The sequence below is a fragment of the Klebsiella huaxiensis genome (assembly GCF_003261575.2).
GTDB classification, from domain to species: Bacteria; Pseudomonadota; Gammaproteobacteria; order Enterobacterales; family Enterobacteriaceae; genus Klebsiella; species Klebsiella huaxiensis.
This window is the reverse complement of the sequence record NZ_CP036175.1, coordinates 2,545,454-2,564,805: the sequence shown is the minus strand read 5'-3', so window position 1 is coordinate 2,564,805 and position 19,352 is coordinate 2,545,454. Positions and strand designations below refer to the sequence as shown.

17 protein-coding genes and 1 pseudogene are annotated in these 19,352 nt (G+C 58.7%); 3 read left to right on the top strand and 15 right to left on the bottom strand.

What is annotated here, in order from left to right:
• Window positions 1-27: 27 nt before the first annotated feature.
• From DA718_RS12220 to DA718_RS12180, 8 genes are all read right to left on the bottom strand, one after another.
• The gene (locus DA718_RS12220; RefSeq protein WP_112213505.1) at window positions 28-750 is read right to left on the bottom strand and encodes an amino acid ABC transporter ATP-binding protein; all 723 of its coding nucleotides are present in this window, start codon (window positions 748-750) and stop codon (window positions 28-30) included.
• Window positions 734-1,501 (bottom strand): amino acid ABC transporter permease, encoded by a 768-nt coding sequence (locus tag DA718_RS12215; protein WP_004102832.1) that lies wholly within the window; start codon window positions 1,499-1,501, stop codon window positions 734-736. Before DA718_RS12215 ends, DA718_RS12220 begins: the two co-directional genes overlap by 17 nt.
• A gap of 65 nt (window positions 1,502-1,566) precedes the next feature.
• Window positions 1,567-2,334, bottom strand: coding sequence for a basic amino acid ABC transporter substrate-binding protein (locus DA718_RS12210; RefSeq protein WP_112213458.1), 768 nt, complete (start codon window positions 2,332-2,334; stop codon window positions 1,567-1,569).
• A 95-nt stretch (window positions 2,335-2,429) separates the two neighbouring features.
• Window positions 2,430-3,329 (bottom strand): MurR/RpiR family transcriptional regulator, encoded by a 900-nt coding sequence (locus DA718_RS12200; RefSeq protein WP_110277275.1) that lies wholly within the window; start codon window positions 3,327-3,329, stop codon window positions 2,430-2,432.
• Window positions 3,326-4,273, bottom strand: a complete 948-nt coding sequence (locus DA718_RS12195) for an ABC transporter substrate-binding protein (protein WP_112213457.1) — start codon at window positions 4,271-4,273, stop codon at window positions 3,326-3,328. Before DA718_RS12195 ends, DA718_RS12200 begins: the two co-directional genes overlap by 4 nt.
• Window positions 4,274-4,288: 15 nt before the next feature.
• Window positions 4,289-5,341 (bottom strand): FecCD family ABC transporter permease, encoded by a 1,053-nt coding sequence (locus DA718_RS12190; RefSeq protein WP_112213456.1) that lies wholly within the window; start codon window positions 5,339-5,341, stop codon window positions 4,289-4,291.
• A complete protein-coding gene (locus tag DA718_RS12185) occupies window positions 5,338-6,363 on the bottom strand; it encodes a FecCD family ABC transporter permease (protein ID WP_112213455.1) in 1,026 nt (341 codons plus the stop codon). Before DA718_RS12185 ends, DA718_RS12190 begins: the two co-directional genes overlap by 4 nt.
• Window positions 6,360-7,181: an ABC transporter ATP-binding protein gene (locus DA718_RS12180; RefSeq protein WP_112213454.1), complete on the bottom strand. Its 822-nt coding sequence runs from the start codon at window positions 7,179-7,181 to the stop codon at window positions 6,360-6,362. Before DA718_RS12180 ends, DA718_RS12185 begins: the two co-directional genes overlap by 4 nt.
• 505 nt (window positions 7,182-7,686) lie before the next feature.
• Between DA718_RS12180 and DA718_RS12175 the strand changes: the two genes are divergently transcribed.
• The gene (locus DA718_RS12175; RefSeq protein ID WP_112213504.1) at window positions 7,687-9,759 is read left to right on the top strand and encodes a TonB-dependent siderophore receptor; all 2,073 of its coding nucleotides are present in this window, start codon (window positions 7,687-7,689) and stop codon (window positions 9,757-9,759) included.
• A 176-nt stretch (window positions 9,760-9,935) separates the two neighbouring features.
• Here DA718_RS12175 and DA718_RS12170 read toward each other — a convergent pair whose 3' ends face one another.
• The 7 genes and pseudogenes from DA718_RS12170 to DA718_RS12140 form a co-directional block, all read right to left on the bottom strand.
• Window positions 9,936-10,724: an ABC transporter ATP-binding protein gene (locus tag DA718_RS12170; protein ID WP_167492756.1), complete on the bottom strand. Its 789-nt coding sequence runs from the start codon at window positions 10,722-10,724 to the stop codon at window positions 9,936-9,938.
• Window positions 10,718-11,713, bottom strand: a complete 996-nt coding sequence (locus DA718_RS12165; protein ID WP_112213453.1) for an ABC transporter permease — start codon at window positions 11,711-11,713, stop codon at window positions 10,718-10,720. Before DA718_RS12165 ends, DA718_RS12170 begins: the two co-directional genes overlap by 7 nt.
• Complete coding sequence (locus tag DA718_RS12160) at window positions 11,694-12,731, bottom strand: ABC transporter substrate-binding protein (RefSeq protein ID WP_112213452.1); 1,038 nt, start codon at window positions 12,729-12,731, stop codon at window positions 11,694-11,696. Before DA718_RS12160 ends, DA718_RS12165 begins: the two co-directional genes overlap by 20 nt.
• Window positions 12,728-13,702, bottom strand: a complete 975-nt coding sequence (locus DA718_RS12155; protein WP_112213451.1) for an ABC transporter substrate-binding protein — start codon at window positions 13,700-13,702, stop codon at window positions 12,728-12,730. Before DA718_RS12155 ends, DA718_RS12160 begins: the two co-directional genes overlap by 4 nt.
• An 11-nt stretch (window positions 13,703-13,713) precedes the next feature.
• Entirely contained in the window at window positions 13,714-14,802 is a 1,089-nt protein-coding gene (locus DA718_RS12150; protein ID WP_267285569.1) for an acyl-CoA dehydrogenase family protein, read from the bottom strand.
• A gap of 34 nt (window positions 14,803-14,836) precedes the next feature.
• Window positions 14,837-15,941, bottom strand: a pseudogene (locus DA718_RS12145) (LLM class flavin-dependent oxidoreductase).
• Window positions 15,942-16,086: 145 nt separating this feature from the next.
• The gene (locus tag DA718_RS12140) at window positions 16,087-16,980 is read right to left on the bottom strand and encodes a LysR family transcriptional regulator (protein WP_112213448.1); all 894 of its coding nucleotides are present in this window, start codon (window positions 16,978-16,980) and stop codon (window positions 16,087-16,089) included.
• Between the two features lie 107 nt (window positions 16,981-17,087).
• On the opposite strand from DA718_RS12140, the gene DA718_RS12135 reads away from it, so the two are divergent.
• Window positions 17,088-17,684: a cysteine dioxygenase family protein gene (locus DA718_RS12135; protein ID WP_112213447.1), complete on the top strand. Its 597-nt coding sequence runs from the start codon at window positions 17,088-17,090 to the stop codon at window positions 17,682-17,684.
• 1 nt (window position 17,685) lies between these two features.
• Window positions 17,686-19,266: a rhodanese homology domain-containing protein gene (locus DA718_RS12130; RefSeq protein WP_112213446.1), complete on the top strand. Its 1,581-nt coding sequence runs from the start codon at window positions 17,686-17,688 to the stop codon at window positions 19,264-19,266.
• Window positions 19,267-19,352 lie beyond the last annotated feature (86 nt).

Genomic DNA, 19,352 nt, shown 5'->3' with positions numbered 1-19,352 from the left:
CATAGCGCCCGCCGGGGCTGAAGGCCATTACAGCACTTTACTCAGAAACTCAGCGGTGCGCGGATTAGTCGGCGCGCTAAAGATCTGCGCCGGTTTGCCCTCTTCCTGAATAATCCCCTGATCGATAAAGATAACCCGGTCGGCCACTTCGCGGGCAAAGCCCATTTCATGAGTCACAATGACCATGGTCATCCCTTCGCTGGCGAGGTTTTTCATCACCTCCAGCACATCGCCCACCAGCTCCGGATCCAGCGCCGAGGTCGGCTCATCGAACAACATGATCGACGGCTTCATCGCCAGCGCACGGGCAATGGCTACGCGCTGCTGCTGCCCGCCGGAGAGGCTGGAGGGCCAGGCGTCGCGTTTGTCGCTCAGCCCTACCTTCGCCAGCAGCTCTTCCGCCAGATGAACCGCTTCCGCCCGCGCCATACCGCGCAGGCTCATCGGCGCCATAATCAGGTTTTCCAGCACCGTTTTATGCGGGAACAGATTGAAACGCTGAAAGACCATACCGACGCTTTCGCGCATCTTATTAATGTCAGTGGCGCGATCGTGGGCGGCAAAACCGTTCACCTCAACTTCGCCTTCGCTGACGGTTTCCAGCGCGTTCATGCAGCGCAGAAAGGTACTTTTTCCCGAACCCGACGGCCCGATAATGCAGACCACTTCCTGCGGTTTGATATCGCAGCTGATGCCGCGCAGAACATGGCTGTCGCCGAAGCGCTTGTGTAAATTATGAATGCGAATCACTTTTGCCAAACCTCTTTTCCAGACGATTAACCAGCTGCGCCAGCAGGAAAGTAATAACCCAGTAGACCAGTGAGATGGTCAGGTAGGGTTCCCAGTAGGTGGCGTAAGCGCCGGAAACGGTACGCGCAGCGTAGGCCAGATCCGCCAGACCGATGGCTGAAGCCAGCGAGGAGTCTTTAACAATGGCGATGGCGTTGTTACCGAGCGGCGGCAGAATGCGGCGAAACGCCTGCGGCAGAATGACCTGGCGCATGGTTTTCCACCACGGCATCCCCAGCGCGCGGGAGGCTTCCATCTGTCCTTTATCGATAGACTGGATACCGGCGCGGAAGATTTCGGAAACATAGGCCCCGGCGTTGAGCGTTATCGCCACGATACAGGAGAGAAACGCGCCATAGTTGGAGCGCAGCTCGCGGGCGAAATCAGCGCTCATCATGCCGCTGGTGACCAGCAACCCATCGCGCGGGTTGATAAACAGCGGCACCAGCGCAAAGTGCACCACCATAATTTGCACGAACAGCGGCGTACCGCGAAACGCGCTGACGTAAAAGCGCACCGGAAACTGTACCAGGTAACGCAGAACGTATTTCCACACCCCGTGCTCGGCTTTCGCCATTCGCCCCAGACCGAGGGTCAGACCCCACAGGGTGCCGAGGATCACGCAGATAATGGTACATTTAATGGTCATCAGGGCACCGTCCATAAACAGCGGACCGTACTCCTCGATGATCTCCCAACGGAATCCCGTCATAACCCTTCCCTAAAAAATACGGCTATCGTTAATGTCGATAGCCGTGATGAAAACAAAAATACAGATTATTGTGCTGGCAGCGTCGGAACGTTCTCGTCGAACCAGGTTTTATAGATTTTGGCGTAGGTGCCATCAGCAACGATTTTCTGTAAACCGGCGTTGATTTTCGCCTGCAGTTCACTGTTGCCTTTCGCTACCGCAATGCCGAAATACTGACGTTCAAATTTGGCGTCCGGCACCAGTTTGAACTGCTTCTCCGGGTGCTGCTTGATGTAGTATTTCACCACGCCAACATCGCCTACCGCCGCGCTCACGCCGTCTTCAAACAGCTCCTGCAGCATCAGCGGGGTGTTATCAAAGCGCTTGATTGAGGTACTGTTTTTACCCAACACGTCGGAAACCACGATATCGCCGGTGCTGGAGTTCACCACCCCGACTTTCTCGCTTTTCAGCGCTTCCAGTGAAGTGACTTTAGAGTCTGCAGGAACCACGATGGACTGTTCAGCCGGGAAGTACGGGGCGGAGAAATCAACCATCTGCTTGCGCTTATCGGTGATGGTGATCCCGGAGATAATAATGTCGCGGTCGCCGGTGCCCAGGGTGGCGAAGATCCCTTCCCACGGGGTGTTAATCAGTTTGATATCAAAATCTTCCGCTTTCGCAATCGCTTTGATGATGTCGATATCAAAACCTTCCAGCTGTTTCTGGCTGTTTTCAAACTCAAACGGACGATAGGTTCCGCCGGAGCCGACTACGTAAGTTTGCTGGGCCGCCTGAGCGGTGCCAATCAGCGCTGCCATCAGGCAGCACGCTTTCATCCAATTCTTAACCATAACAACCCCGTTTTATGCATTTATTTTGCATAAAAATACACAGAGTCAGCAGAGCATGCAACCGGAAACCTTCCCGGCGGTGAATTATCTTCTATTTAGCTTCGTTTACCGCCAGACTTACCAATAGCCCGATGCAATTCATTGATCCGCTTCATCGATTTCACCGTCTTTTGCGGCGCGGTGGAAGCCACCGACAGCACGATCATCTCCAGGCACACCAGCACCGTACCGTGCAGCGGTACCCGTCCATTGTCGCCGCCGCGCGGCACGTCGATAACCACCTGCGCTTCCTGGCTAAAGCGGGAATCCACCGCCTGGGTGAGCAGAATGGTCGGGATCCCCAGTCGGCGAGCTTCACGCAGGGTGGTCATTCCCTCCCGATGCGGTGATTTTTGTCCCATCATAATCAGCACGTCGCCCCGCTGCAGGCTGATTAGCTGCTCGGCAAGGCTAAATCCGGTGCGATTCATCACGTACGAAGGCAGACCAATGCGGCTCAGCAGCCGGGCGGTATACTCCGCCAGAATGCCCGACGCGCCGATACCAAAAATCCCCACCTGGCGCGCATCGGTGAGCAACGCCACCGCCTGAGCCACCGCCGCGCGGTTATCAGGACGAGAGAGTACCTCGCAGGCCCGCTGATGCCCCTCCAGCACGAAATCAATACTTGAATTGATATCGCTGGAGAGCTCACTCACCGTCGAGAGCATTTTTTCCGAAGAGGTCACCGACGGGCCAAACCAGCGTTCCATGGTCTGCTTTAATTCACGCAGCCCGGCAAAACCCAGCGCCTGAATCGCCCGCACCACCGTGGCATCTGAGGTGTTCGTCGCGGTGGCTATCTCCATGGCCGTGCGCTCCAGCACTACTTCGCGGTTATCATTGATGTAGCTGACCACCGCCCGCAGACGCGGCGACAACTGATGCGCGCGGGCGCGAAAACGCTCGCCGAACAGGTCAACCCGTCCCCTCTCTCTCTTTATTGCCGTTTTCATTTCAATCCCTCAGGCAGCGGTCGCCCGGCAATATGCGACTGCACCTGGGCGACCATCAGCGTTAACGCGGCAAACGAGTTAGAAATAACATCCTCACGCGGTAGCAGAATGTAGCGCCCGGTGCGGCAAGCGCGCATAAAGTCGCACCAGCCCGGCATCACGCCCTCCATCGCCTGCAGTTCGTCCTGTGGCTTACCACCGGTGTCGGAGCGCCAGGTGGCAAACACGAAATCGGCATCCAGCTCCGGCAGCTGTTCGGCGCTGACGTCAATGCGCTGACCATCAGAAATCTTGTCTATAAACGGCGGGAAGCGGAACCCGGCATCGCGCAGCACGCGTCCCAGCGCATGATAAGAGTGATGCACAGTAACCTTGCCGTTATTGGCCTGAATCACCGACACGACAATCTTTTGCGTATCCACCGTCGCCTTCAACTGCTTAATCTGCTCCTGATAGCGACGTTCGAGGATCGCCAGCCGCGGCTGGGTGCCGGTCAACTGTGCGAGCTTGCTATAAATGCGCGGCGCGCTGCCCTGCAGGTGGTCAATGCTCACCGTCGGGGCAATCTTCTCCAGTTGTTCAACCGAAACGTGGCGGCTGTTCTCGGTGATGATTAAATCCGGCTTTGCGGCGGCGACGGCTTCAAGGTCGATATCCGCCGTGCCGATAAACTGAATCGCGCTGTTATCGAAATCGATCCCGGTTAACTGCGCGCTGGAGCGGAGAAAATGGCTGCCGTCAGGACGGGTCCGTCCGTGGCTGGCGACCGGCGGCACCCCAAGCTCGATCAGCGGAATGGTGATATCCAGATCGTGCATCGACACAATGCGCTGCGGATGCAGCGGAACGGTCACCGTGCGACCTAAATCGTCGGTGAACGTTTGCGTATCGGCCGCCGTGGCGACCGCCGCCATTAAGACCAGCAGAGAAATGAACCAGCGCATAGCAATCCTTCTGATTTACAAGGCGTTACGACGACGCCAAAGCAGCACAATAAAAAACGGGCAGCCGACAAGGGCAATCACAATTCCCGCCGGAATTTGTAGCGGAGCAAAAGCCAGGCGACCAATAGTATCGGTGAGTAATACCAGCAGCGCGCCAATCAACGCGCTGCCGCTGAGCAGCGCTACCTGGCCGCCGCGCAGTAAAAAACGCGCCATATGTGGTGCCATCAGGCCCACAAAACCCAGGCTGCCGACGCAGGAAACGCTGGCGGAAGTCAGCAGTACCGGCGCGAAAAAGCGCAGCAGAGTCAATTGTTGCAAACGCACGCCGAGGCCGATGGCGGTACGGTCGCCCAGCAGCGCCGCATCAGCGGCCCGGGCGGTAAGAAACAGAATCAGCGCCCCCGGCAGCGCCCAGCAAAAAGCCACAATCAGCAGCGGCCATGTCGCCGCATGTAGACTGCCCGCCAGCCAGATCATCGCGGTCTGCACGTCACGCACGTCTGCGGTGGTCATGAAAATGCCAACCGCTGCCGCCAGCGTCCACGACACGCCAATACCGATCAGAATAAAGCGCGGCCGCGAGCAGTCGCGGGCCAGCAGCAGAACCAGCAGCGCCACCAGCACACCGCCGAGCATCCCAGCCAGCGGCCGCCAGACGAGTCCCACAGCCGGGAAGAACAGCACCAGCGCCAGCACCACAATGCTGGCCCCCTCTTTCACACCGATAAGCCCGGGATCCGCCAGGCCGTTGCGGGTAATGCTCTGCATCGCCGCTCCGGCCAGCCCGAGCATCGCTCCGCACAAAAGCGCCATAAATAGCCTCGGCAGGCGGATATCAAACAAAATAAAGCGTTGCTGCTCGGCCACGTTTTCCGGGGCCAGCAGCGCACGAAATAAAGTTCCGGAAGGCATGGGGAAGCTACCGCGGGTCAAGCCGAATAGCGCCAGCAGCAGGATCACCAGCAACAATACGCCAGCGATTCTCAGCGCCACCGGGCGCAGCAGCAACCGATAAGAACCGGCAGTAAATAGACGAAACCCGGCACGATGGGCGGCGCTCTTCATTTAAAGAACCTCGCGGCGATAAAAATAAATACCGGCGCGCCGACCAGCGCGGTCATCGCCCCGGTGGCCAGCTCCTGAGGAGCCACCAGCGTGCGGGCGGCGATATCTGCTAACAGCAGCACCAGCGCGCCAACCGGCGCGGCCAGCGGCAGCGCCAGGCGAATATCTTCAGTCACCAAACGACGCACCACATGCGGCACCACCAGGCCAACAAAGCCAATCGGCCCGGCTACCGCCACCGCGGAACCGCACAGTAAAGCAATGGCGGCCAGCCCCAGCAGCCGGGTCTGCACAATCTTCACACCCAGCCCAAGCGCAACCTTATCGCCCAGCGCCAGCACGTTCAGGCGCGGTGCCAGCACCAGCGCAATCGTCAGCCCCGCCAGTGCGGGGAGCAGCGCGGAGCGCAGCGTTTGCCAGCTAAGGCCAGCCAGATCGCCCGCCAGCCAGGTGCGCATCGCCAGCAGCGTTTGTTCATCGAGGATCAGAATTGCCGCTGTCACCGCCGAGGCAAACGCCGACAGCGCTACCCCGCACAGGGTAATGCGCAGCGGCGTCACCCCGCCGCGCCCGGAGGACGACAGCAGCATCACCCCGCCAAACAGCAGCGCTGCGCCGCAAGCCGCGGTCAGGGGCCTGGCTAACGCCACACCGCCGAGGCTAATTCCCAGCGCCGAAGTTGCCACCACCGCCAACGAGGCTCCGGCGTTCAGGCCAAGAATATGCGGCTCGCCCAGCGGGTTGCGGATCACGGTTTGCAGCAGCAGGCCCGCCACACCAAGCGCCGCACCGGTCAGCAGCGCTGCCGCCAGGCGTACCAGGCGTAAATCAACAATAATGCGGTGATCGAAGTTGCGCGGATCGTAATGAAAAAGCGCCTGAATCACCGTTTGCGGCGCAATCCAGCGCGCGCCGAGCCCGAGATGCACCAGCGAACCGCCAAGCAGCAACAGACTCAGCAGTACCAGCGCCAGCCGGGGCCTGGATTGTCGGCGATGCAGGAGCAGCGCAGAGGCGCTCATAAAGCGCTCTCCTCGCGAACGCGAAACGGCATGAAGAAGGGTTTATCCGTCTGCGGGTTAAACGACATCTGCACATCAACGTCAAAGACGGTTTTAATCAGCTCTGGGGTACAAACATCTTCTTCACTAATCACCCCGGCGATCTGCCCTTTTTTGAGAAATACCAGCGTGTCGGCATAGTTCACCGCAAAATTCAGGTCGTGCAGAACGGTTACTACGGTGCGACCATGTTCGCGGGTTAAGGTTTGCAGTAATTCGAGGATATCGACCTGATAGCGCAGGTCGAGCCAGGTAGTAGGTTCATCCAGCAGAATAGTCGCCGTTTGCTGCGCGAGGGCCATCGCAATCCAGCAGCGCTGGCGCTGACCGCCGGAGAGGCTATCAACCGGTAAATGGGCGAATTCGGCGGTACCGGTAAGCCGGAGCGCCTCTTCTACGGCCCTTTCATCGGCGTCGGACCATTGACGCATCAGCCCCTGCCAGGGGTAGCGACCGCGAGAGACCAGTTCAAAAACCGTCAGCCCTTCGGGGGTCAGCGGCGACTGCGGCAGAATACCCAAGCGGCGGGAAACCTCCCGGGTCGGCATCTGGTGAATCACCTCACCGTCCAGACGTACACAGCCGCCCAGCGGCTTAAGCATCCGGGCGATGGTCGACAGCAGCGTCGACTTACCCGAGCCGTTGGCTCCGGCCAGTACCGTCATTTTCCCGTGGGGGATGGTCAGATGAATATTATCGACAATTAGCGTCTGGCCATATCCGGCCGACAGGGAATCAAGGACGATCCCCTGCTCTGCAGGCAACACCCGCTGTGGCATAACTCGCTCCCGCGCCCAACGGCGTGGCGCCTGGCCCGCACGTTCCGCACTCAAACAAAAATAAATCTCATTCTCTTTTGATCATGCGGTGGATGAATGTAGTAGTCAATACCCTATTATCACGTAGGCTACGATGAGTAACCACCAAAAACCACACAACAAGAATTAGATTTAATAGTTAGTAAAAACAATGAAATAAAAGAAAATCATCGCTCCCTGACACGGCTAATTCATTGATTATTATTTTTGCTGATTTTTTATCTTACATAACGTTTACTACTACATTTCTTCGTGATTGAATGATTCTCAATTACATATCTGGACGCAGGATAGCGTGAAAAACAGATAGATCTATTTTCCAGGGCAATGATTTTATTGGCTTTACCTCCCGCAAAGGCGAGGTTCGTTCACGAGAAACAAGAAAATGACTCAATTGAATGTCCCTTTTTCGGCATTAAAAGGGCGTGCGCTTTTTTCACTGATTTTTTTAACCTCACCGGGATTATTGGCGGCAGAAAATAGCGCCGATAAAACAAAAAAAACCGCTGACGAGACGATTACAGTGGTAGCTGACGGCGCGCAGCAGAACGCCACTAGCGGCTATCAGCCGGTCAGTACCTCAACCGCCACGCTGACCTCGATGCCGATGCTGGATATTCCGCAGGTGGTCAATACCGTGAGCGATAAAGTGCTGGAAGATCAGCACGTCACCAATCTTGATGAGGCGCTGTATAACGTTGCTAACGTCGTACAAACCAATACGTTAGGCGGCACCCAGGACGCCTTTAGCCGCCGCGGTTTCGGTTCTAACCGCGATGGCTCAATCATGACTAACGGACTGCGCACCGTGCTGCCGCGCAGCTTTACCGCCGCCACCGAGCGGGTCGAAGTGCTGAAAGGCCCGGCCTCAACGCTATACGGTATTCTCGACCCCGGCGGCTTGATAAACGTCGTCACCAAGCGCCCGGAGCGCACCTTCGGCGGCTCTGTTTCCGCTACGTCCACCAGCTTTGGCGGCGGCACCGGTCAGTTTGACGTTACCGGCCCCATTGAAGGGACGCAGCTGGCATACCGGGTGATTGGCGAATATCAGAATGAAGACTACTGGCGCAATTTTGGCAAAGAGAAGAGCAGCTTTATCAACCCTTCCCTGACCTGGTTCGGCGAACAGGCGACGGTTAACGTTTCGTATTCACACCGTAACTACAGCACCCCGTTCGATCGCGGCACTATCTTCGATCTGAACACCGGCCATGCGGTTAACGTCGATCGCAAAACGCGTTTTGATGAACCGTTTAACATCACCGACGGTTATTCCGACCTCGCACAGCTAAATGCGGAATACCGCCTGAGCGATGCCTGGACCGCGCGCTTTGACTACAGCTACAGCCAGGATCACTACAACGATAACCAGGCCCGCGTGATGGCCTATGATTCAGCGACCGGAGACCTGACCCGCCGCGTCGACGCCACCCACGGTTCAACGCAGAAAATGCACTCCACGCGGGCGGATTTGCAGGGTAACGTGGTGATAGGCGGTTTCTACAACGAGATCCTCACCGGCCTGGCGTACGAGAATTACGATCTGCTGCGTACCGATATGATCCGCTGTAAGAACGTGAAAGGGTTCAATATCTATAATCCGGTCTACGGCACGGTCGACAAGTGCTCCAGCGTTTCGGCATCCGATAGCGACCAGCGTATTCAGCAGGAGAGCTATGCGGGCTACGTTCAGGACGCGCTCTATCTGACAGATAAGTGGATTGCCGTTGCCGGGGTACGCTATCAGTATTACACCCAATATGCCGGTAAGGGCCGCCCATTTAACGTCAACACCGACAGCAGCGATCAGAAATGGACGCCGAAAGTTGGCCTGGTCTACAAGCTGACGCCGTCCGTCTCGCTGTTTGGTAACGTGGCGCAGTCGTTTATGCCGCAGTCCTCTATCGCCAGCTATATTGGCAACCTGCCGCCGGAAGAGTCCACTTCCTACGAATTAGGCGCGAAGTTTGAGCTGTTCAACGGTGTTACCGCCAATATCGCGCTGTTCGATATTGATAAGCGCAACGTCCTCTATACCGAAGCGGTGGGCGATGAAACCATTGCGAAAACCGCCGGTAAAGTCCGCTCGCGCGGCGTTGAAGTGGATGTGGCTGGGTCGTTGACCGATAATCTGAGCGTGATCGCCAGCTACGGCTATACCGACGCGAAAGTTACCGATGATCCGGATTACCAGGGCAAACCGCTGCCGAACGTGCCGAAGCACACCGGTTCGCTGTTCCTGAGCTATGACATTCATAACGTCTACGACAGCAATACCCTGACGGTTGGCGGCGGCGGTCGGGCAGTCAGCAAGCGTTCCGGCACCAACGGCGCGGATTATTATCTGCAGGGCTATGCGGTAGCGGATGTGTTCGCGGCCTATAAGATGAAGCTGCAATATCCGGTCACTCTGCAGGTTAACGTGAAGAACCTGTTCGATAAAACCTATTACACGTCATCTATCGGCACCAATAACCTCGGTAACCAGATTGGTGACCCGCGTGAAGTGCAGTTTACGGTGAAAATGGATTTTTAAGCCTTATCCAGACTACCACACCCTCAGTCCCTGCAGCACCGCTCCCGGGACTTCCCACCGAACGGTCTGAATCAGCACACTCCCTGTAGCCCGGGGGCAGCGCGGTCCCACCGCGCCGCCCCCGGGACTCCCCACCGAACGGTCAGAATGAGCGCGCCCCTGGTTAGCGCGTTACCTTACCAATCCTCTTCCTGGCCAAGAATACGCAAAATATCCTGACGGTGCTGTAACAGCAGCGGATTGTCACGATGGCGGGGAAATTCAAGCGGGAGCGTAAACTCGGCGATAATTCTGCCCGGGCGCGGCGACATCACCAGTACCCGCTCACAAAGTAGCAGCGCCTCTTCGATATCGTGGGTCACCAGCAGGCTGGTATAGCCCTGCTGCTGCCATAGAGCGATCAGCTCCCGCTGCATGCTGATGCGAGTGAGCGAATCGAGTTTGCCCAGCGGCTCATCAAGCAACAGCAGGCGCGGTTCATTTAGCAACGCGCGCGCCAGCGCCGCACGCTGCGCCATCCCGCCGGAAAGCTGGCGCGGCCAGGCCTCGCTGAACGCCTCAAGCCCCATCCGTGAAATCAGCGCGTCGGCCTTCGGCTCAAGCCCCTTCTTGCCCTGCGCCTGCGGCCCCAGCAGCACGTTTTGCCGTACCGTCAACCACGGGTAGAGCGTCGGGTCCTGAAACACCAGAATTCGATCGGGCCCTGGTCCGTCCATTGCCGTCTCATCAATCTGAATTTGCCCACTCTGCTGCGCCTCCAGCCCCGCCAGCAGCCGCAGCAGGGTCGATTTACCGCAGCCTGACGGCCCAAGCAGCGCGACGCTCTCTCCAGGCCGCAGCTGCAGGCTGATATTTTCCAGCACCGGAACCGCCTGTTTGCCAAGCGTAAAAGCATGATGAAGATGGCTAATCGATACCGTTGCGCCGGTAGATATCGCCTGAGAATTTAGCATCGCGGCTACCATTTCATCCCTCCCCGCTGCCAGCTCAGCAGCCTGTCGCGTACCATAAACAGCCCGCTAATCAGGCCGGAGCATAACAACGCCATCACCAGCAGCGCCGCGTACATATTAGGATATGCCGCCCAGCCCTGCGCCCATTGCAGATAAAAGCCAATGCCCGATTTTACCCCCACCATTTCAGCGACGATCAACACCGAAAATGACGCGCCGAGGCCCATAAACAGGCCGACAAACACGTTCGGCAACGCGGCGGGAATCGCCACCCGCAGGATCAGAAAACGCTGGCTGGCCCCCAGGGTCCGCGCCACGTCATACCATGCCCTATCGATGCCGATCACCCCGGACCAGGTCAGCACGGTCACCGGGAACCAGGTGCTGAGCGCAATCAGAAAAACGCTGGCGCCGAAGCTTGAAGGGAAGATAAACAGGCACAGAGGCAGCAGCGCGGTGGACGGCACCGGCCCCAGCAGGCGCAAAACCGGATGTACCCAGTAGCCGATACGCTGAGACCAGCCGATCGCCAGACCGCTGATAAAACCGCAACTGGTGCCAAGCAGTACGCCAAGCCCAAGCAGCCCCAGCGAATGCAGAAGGCTGTCAAGCAGGCGCGGCCAGTCATCATGCAGCACTTCAATCAGCGCCTGCGGCGGCGCAAAAAACGGTACCGGCAGAAACGCCGTCTTCGCCGTCAGTCCTTCCCATATAGCAAACAGCACCGGCAGCAGCGCCAGCCATTTCCCGGCATGTTGCAACCGCGCGCCCCGCTGTCGCCAGTAGCGATAGCTCAGCGCCAGCAGCAGTAATCCCCCGCCGACAGTGAACTGAGCCAGCGCCCAGCCTTCGCTAAACGGCCAGCGCCGCCCGACATCCGGCCAGGCGAGAGTAAAAAAACCACCCAGCAGCCACAATACGCCAGCCAGCAGGCCTTCATTCCACAACGGCCTGCCGCTGCTCGGGCGCGACAGAACCCGTTCAGGCGAAAACGTTGACATAAATACTCTCCGCAAACTGATGAGGATCGGTCCCGGGCTTGATCACCTGCACGCGCTGAAGATCCACCGCATACTGTGTCAACTCTTTGACAAACGCCTCGCCCACCGCATGATGACCGTGCCCCTGACCGTGAAGGATCCCGCTGACCTCCGCTTCATTGGTATTGAGCGCATGGGCCAGGAAGGATTGCGCCACGCTTTCCGGATGTTCAGCGGCGTAGCTGTGCGCTTCAAGAATCGCCTGAGTGAGCGCTGCGGCGGCGGGTTTGTGATCTCGCGCCAGGGTACCGCTGACGCCCAACACGCAGCAGCTCAGGTTGGCATAATCGCCGGTCATATTGCTGGCGATAAGCTGATATTTACCGGTTTCCAGCAGGCGATAGCTAAACGGTTCGCTGCCGCTAATGGCGGCGATTTCGCGTTTATCCAGCGCGACGCTGAGCAAATCGGCGGGATAGACTTTCCACTGCACGTCGCTTATTGGGTCGATGCCGTGGCGCTTGAGTAAGATAGCGAAGAAGTTTTTGTCCGGCCCGGCCATATCGGTAACGCCGATAGTTTGCCCTTTCAGGCTCTCCAGGCCGCCAAACGGCGAGTTTTTCGCCGTCAGCAAGTTCAGACAGCCGCCGTGGGTTCCGGCGGTCAACTTGACGTCGAAGCCCTGCTCCAGCGCCTTCAACCAGCGCAGCGCCATGCCAACCCCGGCATCGGCCTTGCCGGTGGCAATCGCCTCCAGCAGTACGTCCGTTGAGTTGCCGAAGTTAACGAACTCAACGTCGAGATTATATTTACTGAAAATCTTCTGCTGCTCCGCGACGGCGACCGGCGCAAGGCACACTGCGCTTTTGTTTATCGCCAGTTTGATTTTGTACGGCTGAGCCAGACGCAGCACCGGAGGCTCGTCGCTGCTCGCCATCGCCGCCATATCGTGAGCCCATAACGGCAGGGAAGCCCCCGCCAGCGCCACGCCACCGCTTAATTGTAAGAAGCGACGGCGGGAAAAACCGGAATGCATCATGGCGCGACCTCCGCATGAGCCTGCGCGGCAGGCACGCTAAAACCGTTATCAAATGTCGGCGTGACGTCGAGCTTTGCGCGAATCAAGCCGTTGGCGAGGTAAAAATCTGCCGTTGCCTGCTGCTGGGCGACCGTTTGCGAATCCAGGCGCAGCCACTGCGACTGACGATTGGCAAACTGCGCGCGGGCGATATCCGCCGGGAAGCGGATAATTTCTCCCAGCGTTTTACCGTAGCTATCAAGGTTGGCATAGGCCCAGCGCTCGGCACCGGCCAGGCGATTGAGATAATCTTGCAGCGCCGCGCGTTTTTGCGGATCGTTCAGCGCATCATCGGTGGCGGCAAGGAAAGTGTTGCCCGGCAGCAGCCCTTTGCCGCTCACCAGAATCTGCCCCTCAGCGGTCTTGACCAGTTGAGTGGTGTACGGCTCCCAGGTGGCCCAGGCATCCACCGAGCCGTTAAGCAGCGCCACTTTGGCGTCCACCGGGCCGAGAAATACCCACTGCACCTCTTTGGGTGAAATGCCCGCCTGCTCCAGCGCTTTCAGCGCCACGAAATGACCAATCGACCCTTTACCGGTGGCGATACGCTTGCCTTTTAAATCCGCCGCGCTTTTCAGCGGGCTGCCGGGAGAGACCAGCACAGCGGTCCCCGCCGGATTGCTTTTATCGACAGCGATGGCTTTGACCGGCGCACCGTTTGCCAGCGCAAACAGCAGCGGCGCATCGCCGATAATCCCCACGTCCACCGCACCGGCGTTCAACGCTTCCGCCAGCGGCGCGGCAGCCGGAAACTCGGCCCACTTAATGTCGTACGAGAGATTTTGCAGCGCGTTGGCGGCTTCCAGCTGCGAACGCATGCCGCCTTTTTGATCGGCGATGCGTAGAGTGACTCGCTCCTGAGCCGCCGCATAGCCGCTCAGGGCCAACAGCATCACCGCCCCGGCTAAACAGGTGAATTTGGGTATGCGCATATGAATTATCCTTATTTTTGAAAAGCGTATTTGCCTGCCGCCAGCCACGCGCTGTCGTTCTGCGGGGTATGTACCCGCCCGCACAGCACGTTGCGATAGTGGCGCTCCAGAGGGTTTTGCCGACTCAGACCATGATTGCCGGTCAGCTCCAGCGCCAGGTTCACCGCCTGAATGGCGTTGTCGGTAATGGTGACTTTTGCCAGATTCGCCTCGATGGCGGAAAAGCCCAGCTCCGCGGCCTTCTCCAGCAGGCTGCGATTCACCAGCAGTAAGCCGTCAATCTGCCCGACCTTTTCCTGCACTCGCGGCAGGCTGGAAAGCGGGTGCCCAAGGTTTCCCGGAATACGCGCACTCAGCCATGCCACCAGCCAGTCGCGGGCGGCGCGGGCGACGCTGTCGTAAATCGCCGTCAGTAGCGCCGTATGGCGATTAGCAAACAGGCGAAACTGTTCGGCATCCGGTGCGGGGGGCGCATCGACAGGCCATACGTCCACCGCATTCTCTGCGGACACCTGCACATTTTTCAGAATGACTTCATGACTGCCGGTTGCCCGCATTCCGGCGTGATCCCAGCTTTTCACCATGCTGATGCCGTCACTATCGCGGGGTACCAGCCAGGTACCGACCAGCGGCGTACTGTCGTCACTGCGACCCCAGAGTGCCAGCCAGCTCAGGCCTTCGATGCCGGTGGTATAGATTTTGTGGCCGCTAATTCGCCAGCCCTCCGCGCTGCGACTCGCCATGGTTTTCGGCAGGCCGCCGCGTGCCGGAGATCCCAGCTCCGGCTCCACGCGCAGGCTATTAATCAACCCGCCCCGCTCAACGGCATCCTGAAAAACCTGCTGGCGCAGCGGCTCGGCCCAGTTTTCATTTTCCGCCAGCCGTAGATGATGCAGGTACTGCATGCAAACGATCAGCGCCGTCGCCGGTTCCCCCCAGGCAATGGCGGCGATAGCCTGCTGAAGACGTGCTAAATCGGCTCCCGCCCCGCCATATTGTCGCGGCACGGCAAGGCTTAAAAAGCCGCGCTGGCGTAAACGTTCGATATTGTGGTGAGGAAATTCACCGCTGGCGTCGAGGCTGGCCGCCTGCTCTGCCATCAGCTGGCGGATCTCCGTCAGCCGCCGCGCCCAATCATCGAATGCGGAATCGGTCACGATGCGCGCTCCGCAACGGAACGCAAAGCGGCTTTTTCACGGGTTATCGGCAGCAGCGCTTTCCCGTACTCCTGGGCATCATTCAGCGGATCGAATCCGCGGATCAGGAAGTTGCGCACGCCAAGGTCGTAGTAGTCGAGCAGCGCATCGGCGACCTGTTCTGGCGTGCCCACCAGCGCGGTGGAGTTGTGACCGCCGCCGACCAGTTGGGCGATCCCGGTCCACAGGCGCTTATCCACCACCTTGCCCTGCGCCGCCGTCGCCCGCAGGCGCTGCGCGCCGACGCTATCGGGCTTGGCTTTGAAACCGCCTTCAGTCTGCGCGGCTCGTTCGGTGGCGACGTGCAGAATATGCTCGGCCTTTTCCCAGGCTTCGGCTTCGGTGTCGGCGATAATCGGGCGGAACGAGACGCTGAAGCCAATCTCACGCTGATGTTTTGCCGCCTCGGCCCGCACGCGCCGGATGGTTTCATCGGTTTGCGCCAGCGACTCCCCCCACAGGGCGAAAACGTTGGCGTGCTTTCCGGCCACGGCAATGGCCGCTTCCGACGAGCCGCCGAAATACAGGGGGATATGCGGCTTTTGCAGCGGGCGGATCGCCGACCAGGCCTGTTCCGCCTGATAAAAATCATTGGCGATATCCACCGGTTGTTCGGCAGTCCAGACCTTGCGGAGGGTGTCGAGGAAGGCATCGGTACGGGCATAGCGCTGGTCATGATCGAGATAGTCACCGTCGCGGCGCTGCTCGGCATCATTACCACCGCTGATGATATGCACCGCCAGGCGTCCACCCAGCAGGTGTTCAAGGGTAGCGAATTTACGCGCCGCAAGAGTTGGCGAGACAAAACCGGGGCGATGAGCCAGCAGGAAGCTGATATTTTGCGTCGACAGCCCGGCCAGCGCGGTCACCAGAAATCCGTCTGGTTGATCGGACCAGTGGCCGACCAGCAGGCGGTCAAACCCGGCAGCCTCGTGGGTTTGCGCAAAGCGCACAATGTAATCGCGGTCAAAAATCGGGCCAACCGGGGCGATGGTTTCCGACGACAGGCGATGACCGATCATGCCGAGAAACTGAATGCTCATACAGAACTCCTTGTATCAGGATAACGAATGGGCCGCAGCGGCGGCGCGTTTTCATTACCCTATACACAGGCTCTTAATGAACAAAATGCATTTTTCTCATATCTTAATATGCAATGTAGGCATTTAAATAAATTATATCTGCTTTTCAGTCAGATGCATTAAGCTGCTGCACGACCTTAGCGGCAAAAAAAGTCAGCGGCTGACTCAGGTTAGCCAGATTCTGCGCGTTAACCAACCACAGATGCACCTCGGGTTGAAAATCCGCAAGCGCCAACACCGTCACTTCATCACGCCACGGGCTGGCGGCCAGCGCAGCGCGCGGTACCAGGCCCAGTCCCAGCCCCTGAGCCACCAGGCTAATTTGCAGCTGGGCGCCTGCGGTTTCCACATTCAGCGCTAAACGCAGCCCTTGCGAGTGCAGCTCGCGGATCAGCCCCGCCCGCAGGCCGCAGCCGTCCGGGTTCAGCACCCAGCCTTTCTCCGCGCAGCCCCGCAGCGCTACGGCGTGCAGACGCCAGCTTTTCGCCGCAATCACCACGATATCCAGCGGGCAAAGCAGCCGCCCACTGTAGCCCTCAGCAAAGCTCAGTTGCTCAGGCCCCATCGCCAGCACCCCATCCAGTTCGACGCTCTCCAGCCGCCTTTGCAACAGCCCGCTCCAGCCGCAGGTGACCTGCGGTTGCAGAGCGGGAAACTGCTGGCGCAGCGCGGCCAGCGCCGGTTGCAGCGCAATTTCCGCCACGCTTTGCGGCACCCCGAGACGCAGGATGCCGTGCGGCTCCGCCTCAGGGTCAAGCAGGCCATACAGCTTTTTGGTTTCTCGCTTGATGCTCAGACACTGCTCGTAAACCCGATGTCCGGCGGCGGTCAGGGTAAGCGGTCGGGTCTGGCGCTCCAGCAGCGTCACGTTCAGGGTTTGCTCCAGACGCTGGAGACGGCGGGTAATCGCCGATTGGGTAATACCGAGATATTCTGCAGCCTGATTCAGGGAGGAAAACTGCACGGTGGCCAGCAGAGCGTCGATGTCGTCGATGCGCATAGAATCCTTAATGTGATTTTTGCATATTAACATATGCGGAAATTGCATTTTAATTATATTAACGCCTTTGCTAGCGTAAAGACCAGTCCCGACAACAGGAAGCGACGATGACCACACCGCGAGTGGAGAAATTACGCCAGTTTATTCAAGACGTTGATGCCCTGCATCGCGACTTTACCGATGAGCCCGCCCTGCTTGATGCCGTAGCGCACCGCCTGGCGACGCTGGTGAAAAAAGATGACTGGCTGCCGGAGGAGTACACCCTGCCGCATCCCCACCACTATCAACAGTATCTGCTGCATGCCGACTCCGGGCAGCGTTTTTCCATTGTGAGTTTCGTCTGGGGGCCGGGGCAATCAACGCCAATTCACGACCATCGGGTGTGGGGTGCCATCGGTATGCTGCGCGGCGCGGAGGAGAATCAGCGTTACCGTCTGGACGGGCGCGGTCAGCCGGTGGCCAGCGGCCTTGCCGAGCGCCTTTCCCCCGGCGAGGTGGAAAAGGTCTCTTCACGCGACGGCGACATTCACCGGGTAAGCAACGCCCTGGCGGATAGCGTCTCTATCAGTATTCACGTCTACGGCGGCAATATCGGCGGCGTCAAACGCGCGGTGTATACCCCGGAAGGCCTGGTTAAACCTTTTGTCTCTGGCTACTCCAATCGCCACTTACCCAATATCTGGGATCTCTCTAAGGACAATTAATATGCCCACTTATTCTTATCGCCCGACCGCACAGTTGCGCCAGGCGCTGCTTGACGGCACGGAGTTGGCGCTGCTCGACGTTCGCGAAGAAGCGGAATTCGCCCGTAATCATCCGTTGTTTGCCGCCAATCTGCCGCTTAGTAAACTGGAGCTGGACATTTTCCGTCGTGTACCGCTCCTGACAACGCCGATTACCGTTTATGACAACGGCGAAGGCCTGGCGGAACAGGCTGTGGAGCGCCTGAAAAACTGGGGTTATCAGGACGTTGCGCTGCTGGAGGGCGGTCTACAGGGCTGGCAGCGCAGCGGCGGAGAACTGTTTCAGGACGTCAACTCACCGAGCAAGGCATTTGGTGAGCTGGTGGAGAGTAAACGGCATACTCCCTCACTGAGCGCCGAAGAAGTGAAAGCATTGATCGATAGCCCCCAGGAAGTGGTTATCGTCGACGCGCGCCGCTTCGATGAGTATCAAACCATGAATATTCCCGGCAGCATCAGCGTGCCTGGCGCAGAGCTGGCGCTGCGTATTGAGGGGCTGCTCCCTTCGCCGCAGACCACGGTTATCGTCAACTGCGCAGGCCGCACCCGCAGCATTATCGGTACGCAGTCGTTACTTAACGCCGGTTTGCCCAATCCGGTCTACGCGCTGCGTAACGGCACCATTGGCTGGACCTTAGCCGGGCTTGAACTCGAACACGGTCAGCAGCGACGCTATGATGCAGATTTTCACACCTCAGCCGAACGCGTGGCGCAGGTGAAACAGCTGGCCGAACGCGCGGGTGTGATTTTTATCGATACTGACACCGTTAAACGCTGGCAGCGGCAGCCCGAACGTACCACGTATCTATTCGATGTACGCAGCCCGGAAGAGTACGCGGCGGGCCATCTGCCGCAGAGCGTGAGCGCTCCCGGCGGGCAACTGGTGCAGGAAACCGATCATTTCGCCAGCGTGCGCGGGGCGCGGATTGTGCTGGTTGCCGATGATGAGATTCGTGCACCGATAACCGCGTCCTGGCTGGCGCAGATGGGCTGGGAGGTGGCGGTATTAAACGATGTACGGCGGGATGATTTTAGCGAGCGCGGGACCCCGGCCATCAGCGTCCCTCCGGGACCGCAGGCGGAGGAGATTTCGCCACTGCAACTGGCGGAACAGCTACGGGAGCCAGGTACCGTGGTGCTGGATTTCACCACCAGCGCCAACTATGTCGCCCGACATATTCCCGGCGCGTACTGGCTGGTACGTTCACAGCTACATCAGGCGCTGGAGACAATCCCATCAGCGAAACGTTACGTTGTCACCTGCGGCAGCAGCCTGCTGGCAAGATACGCGGTACCGGAAGTGGCGGCATTAACCGGGAAACCTGTGCAGCTGTTGAGCGGCGGAACGCTGGCATGGATTAGCGCCGGGCTGGCGCTGGAGCATGGCGAGACGCATCTGGCGACGCCGCGTAGCGATCGCTATCGCCGTCCATATGAAGGAACCGATAACTCCCCTGCGGCAATGCAGGCCTACCTCGACTGGGAGTTCGGCCTGGTGGAGCAGCTGGCACGCGATGGCACGCACGGGTTTAAGGTATTGTGAATCCCCCTGCTCGCACTGCGCTAAGCTGGGCTACCAATTCACTGCCACCTGCGGGCCAGATGCGTAGCATCGCCTCCGGGAAATTG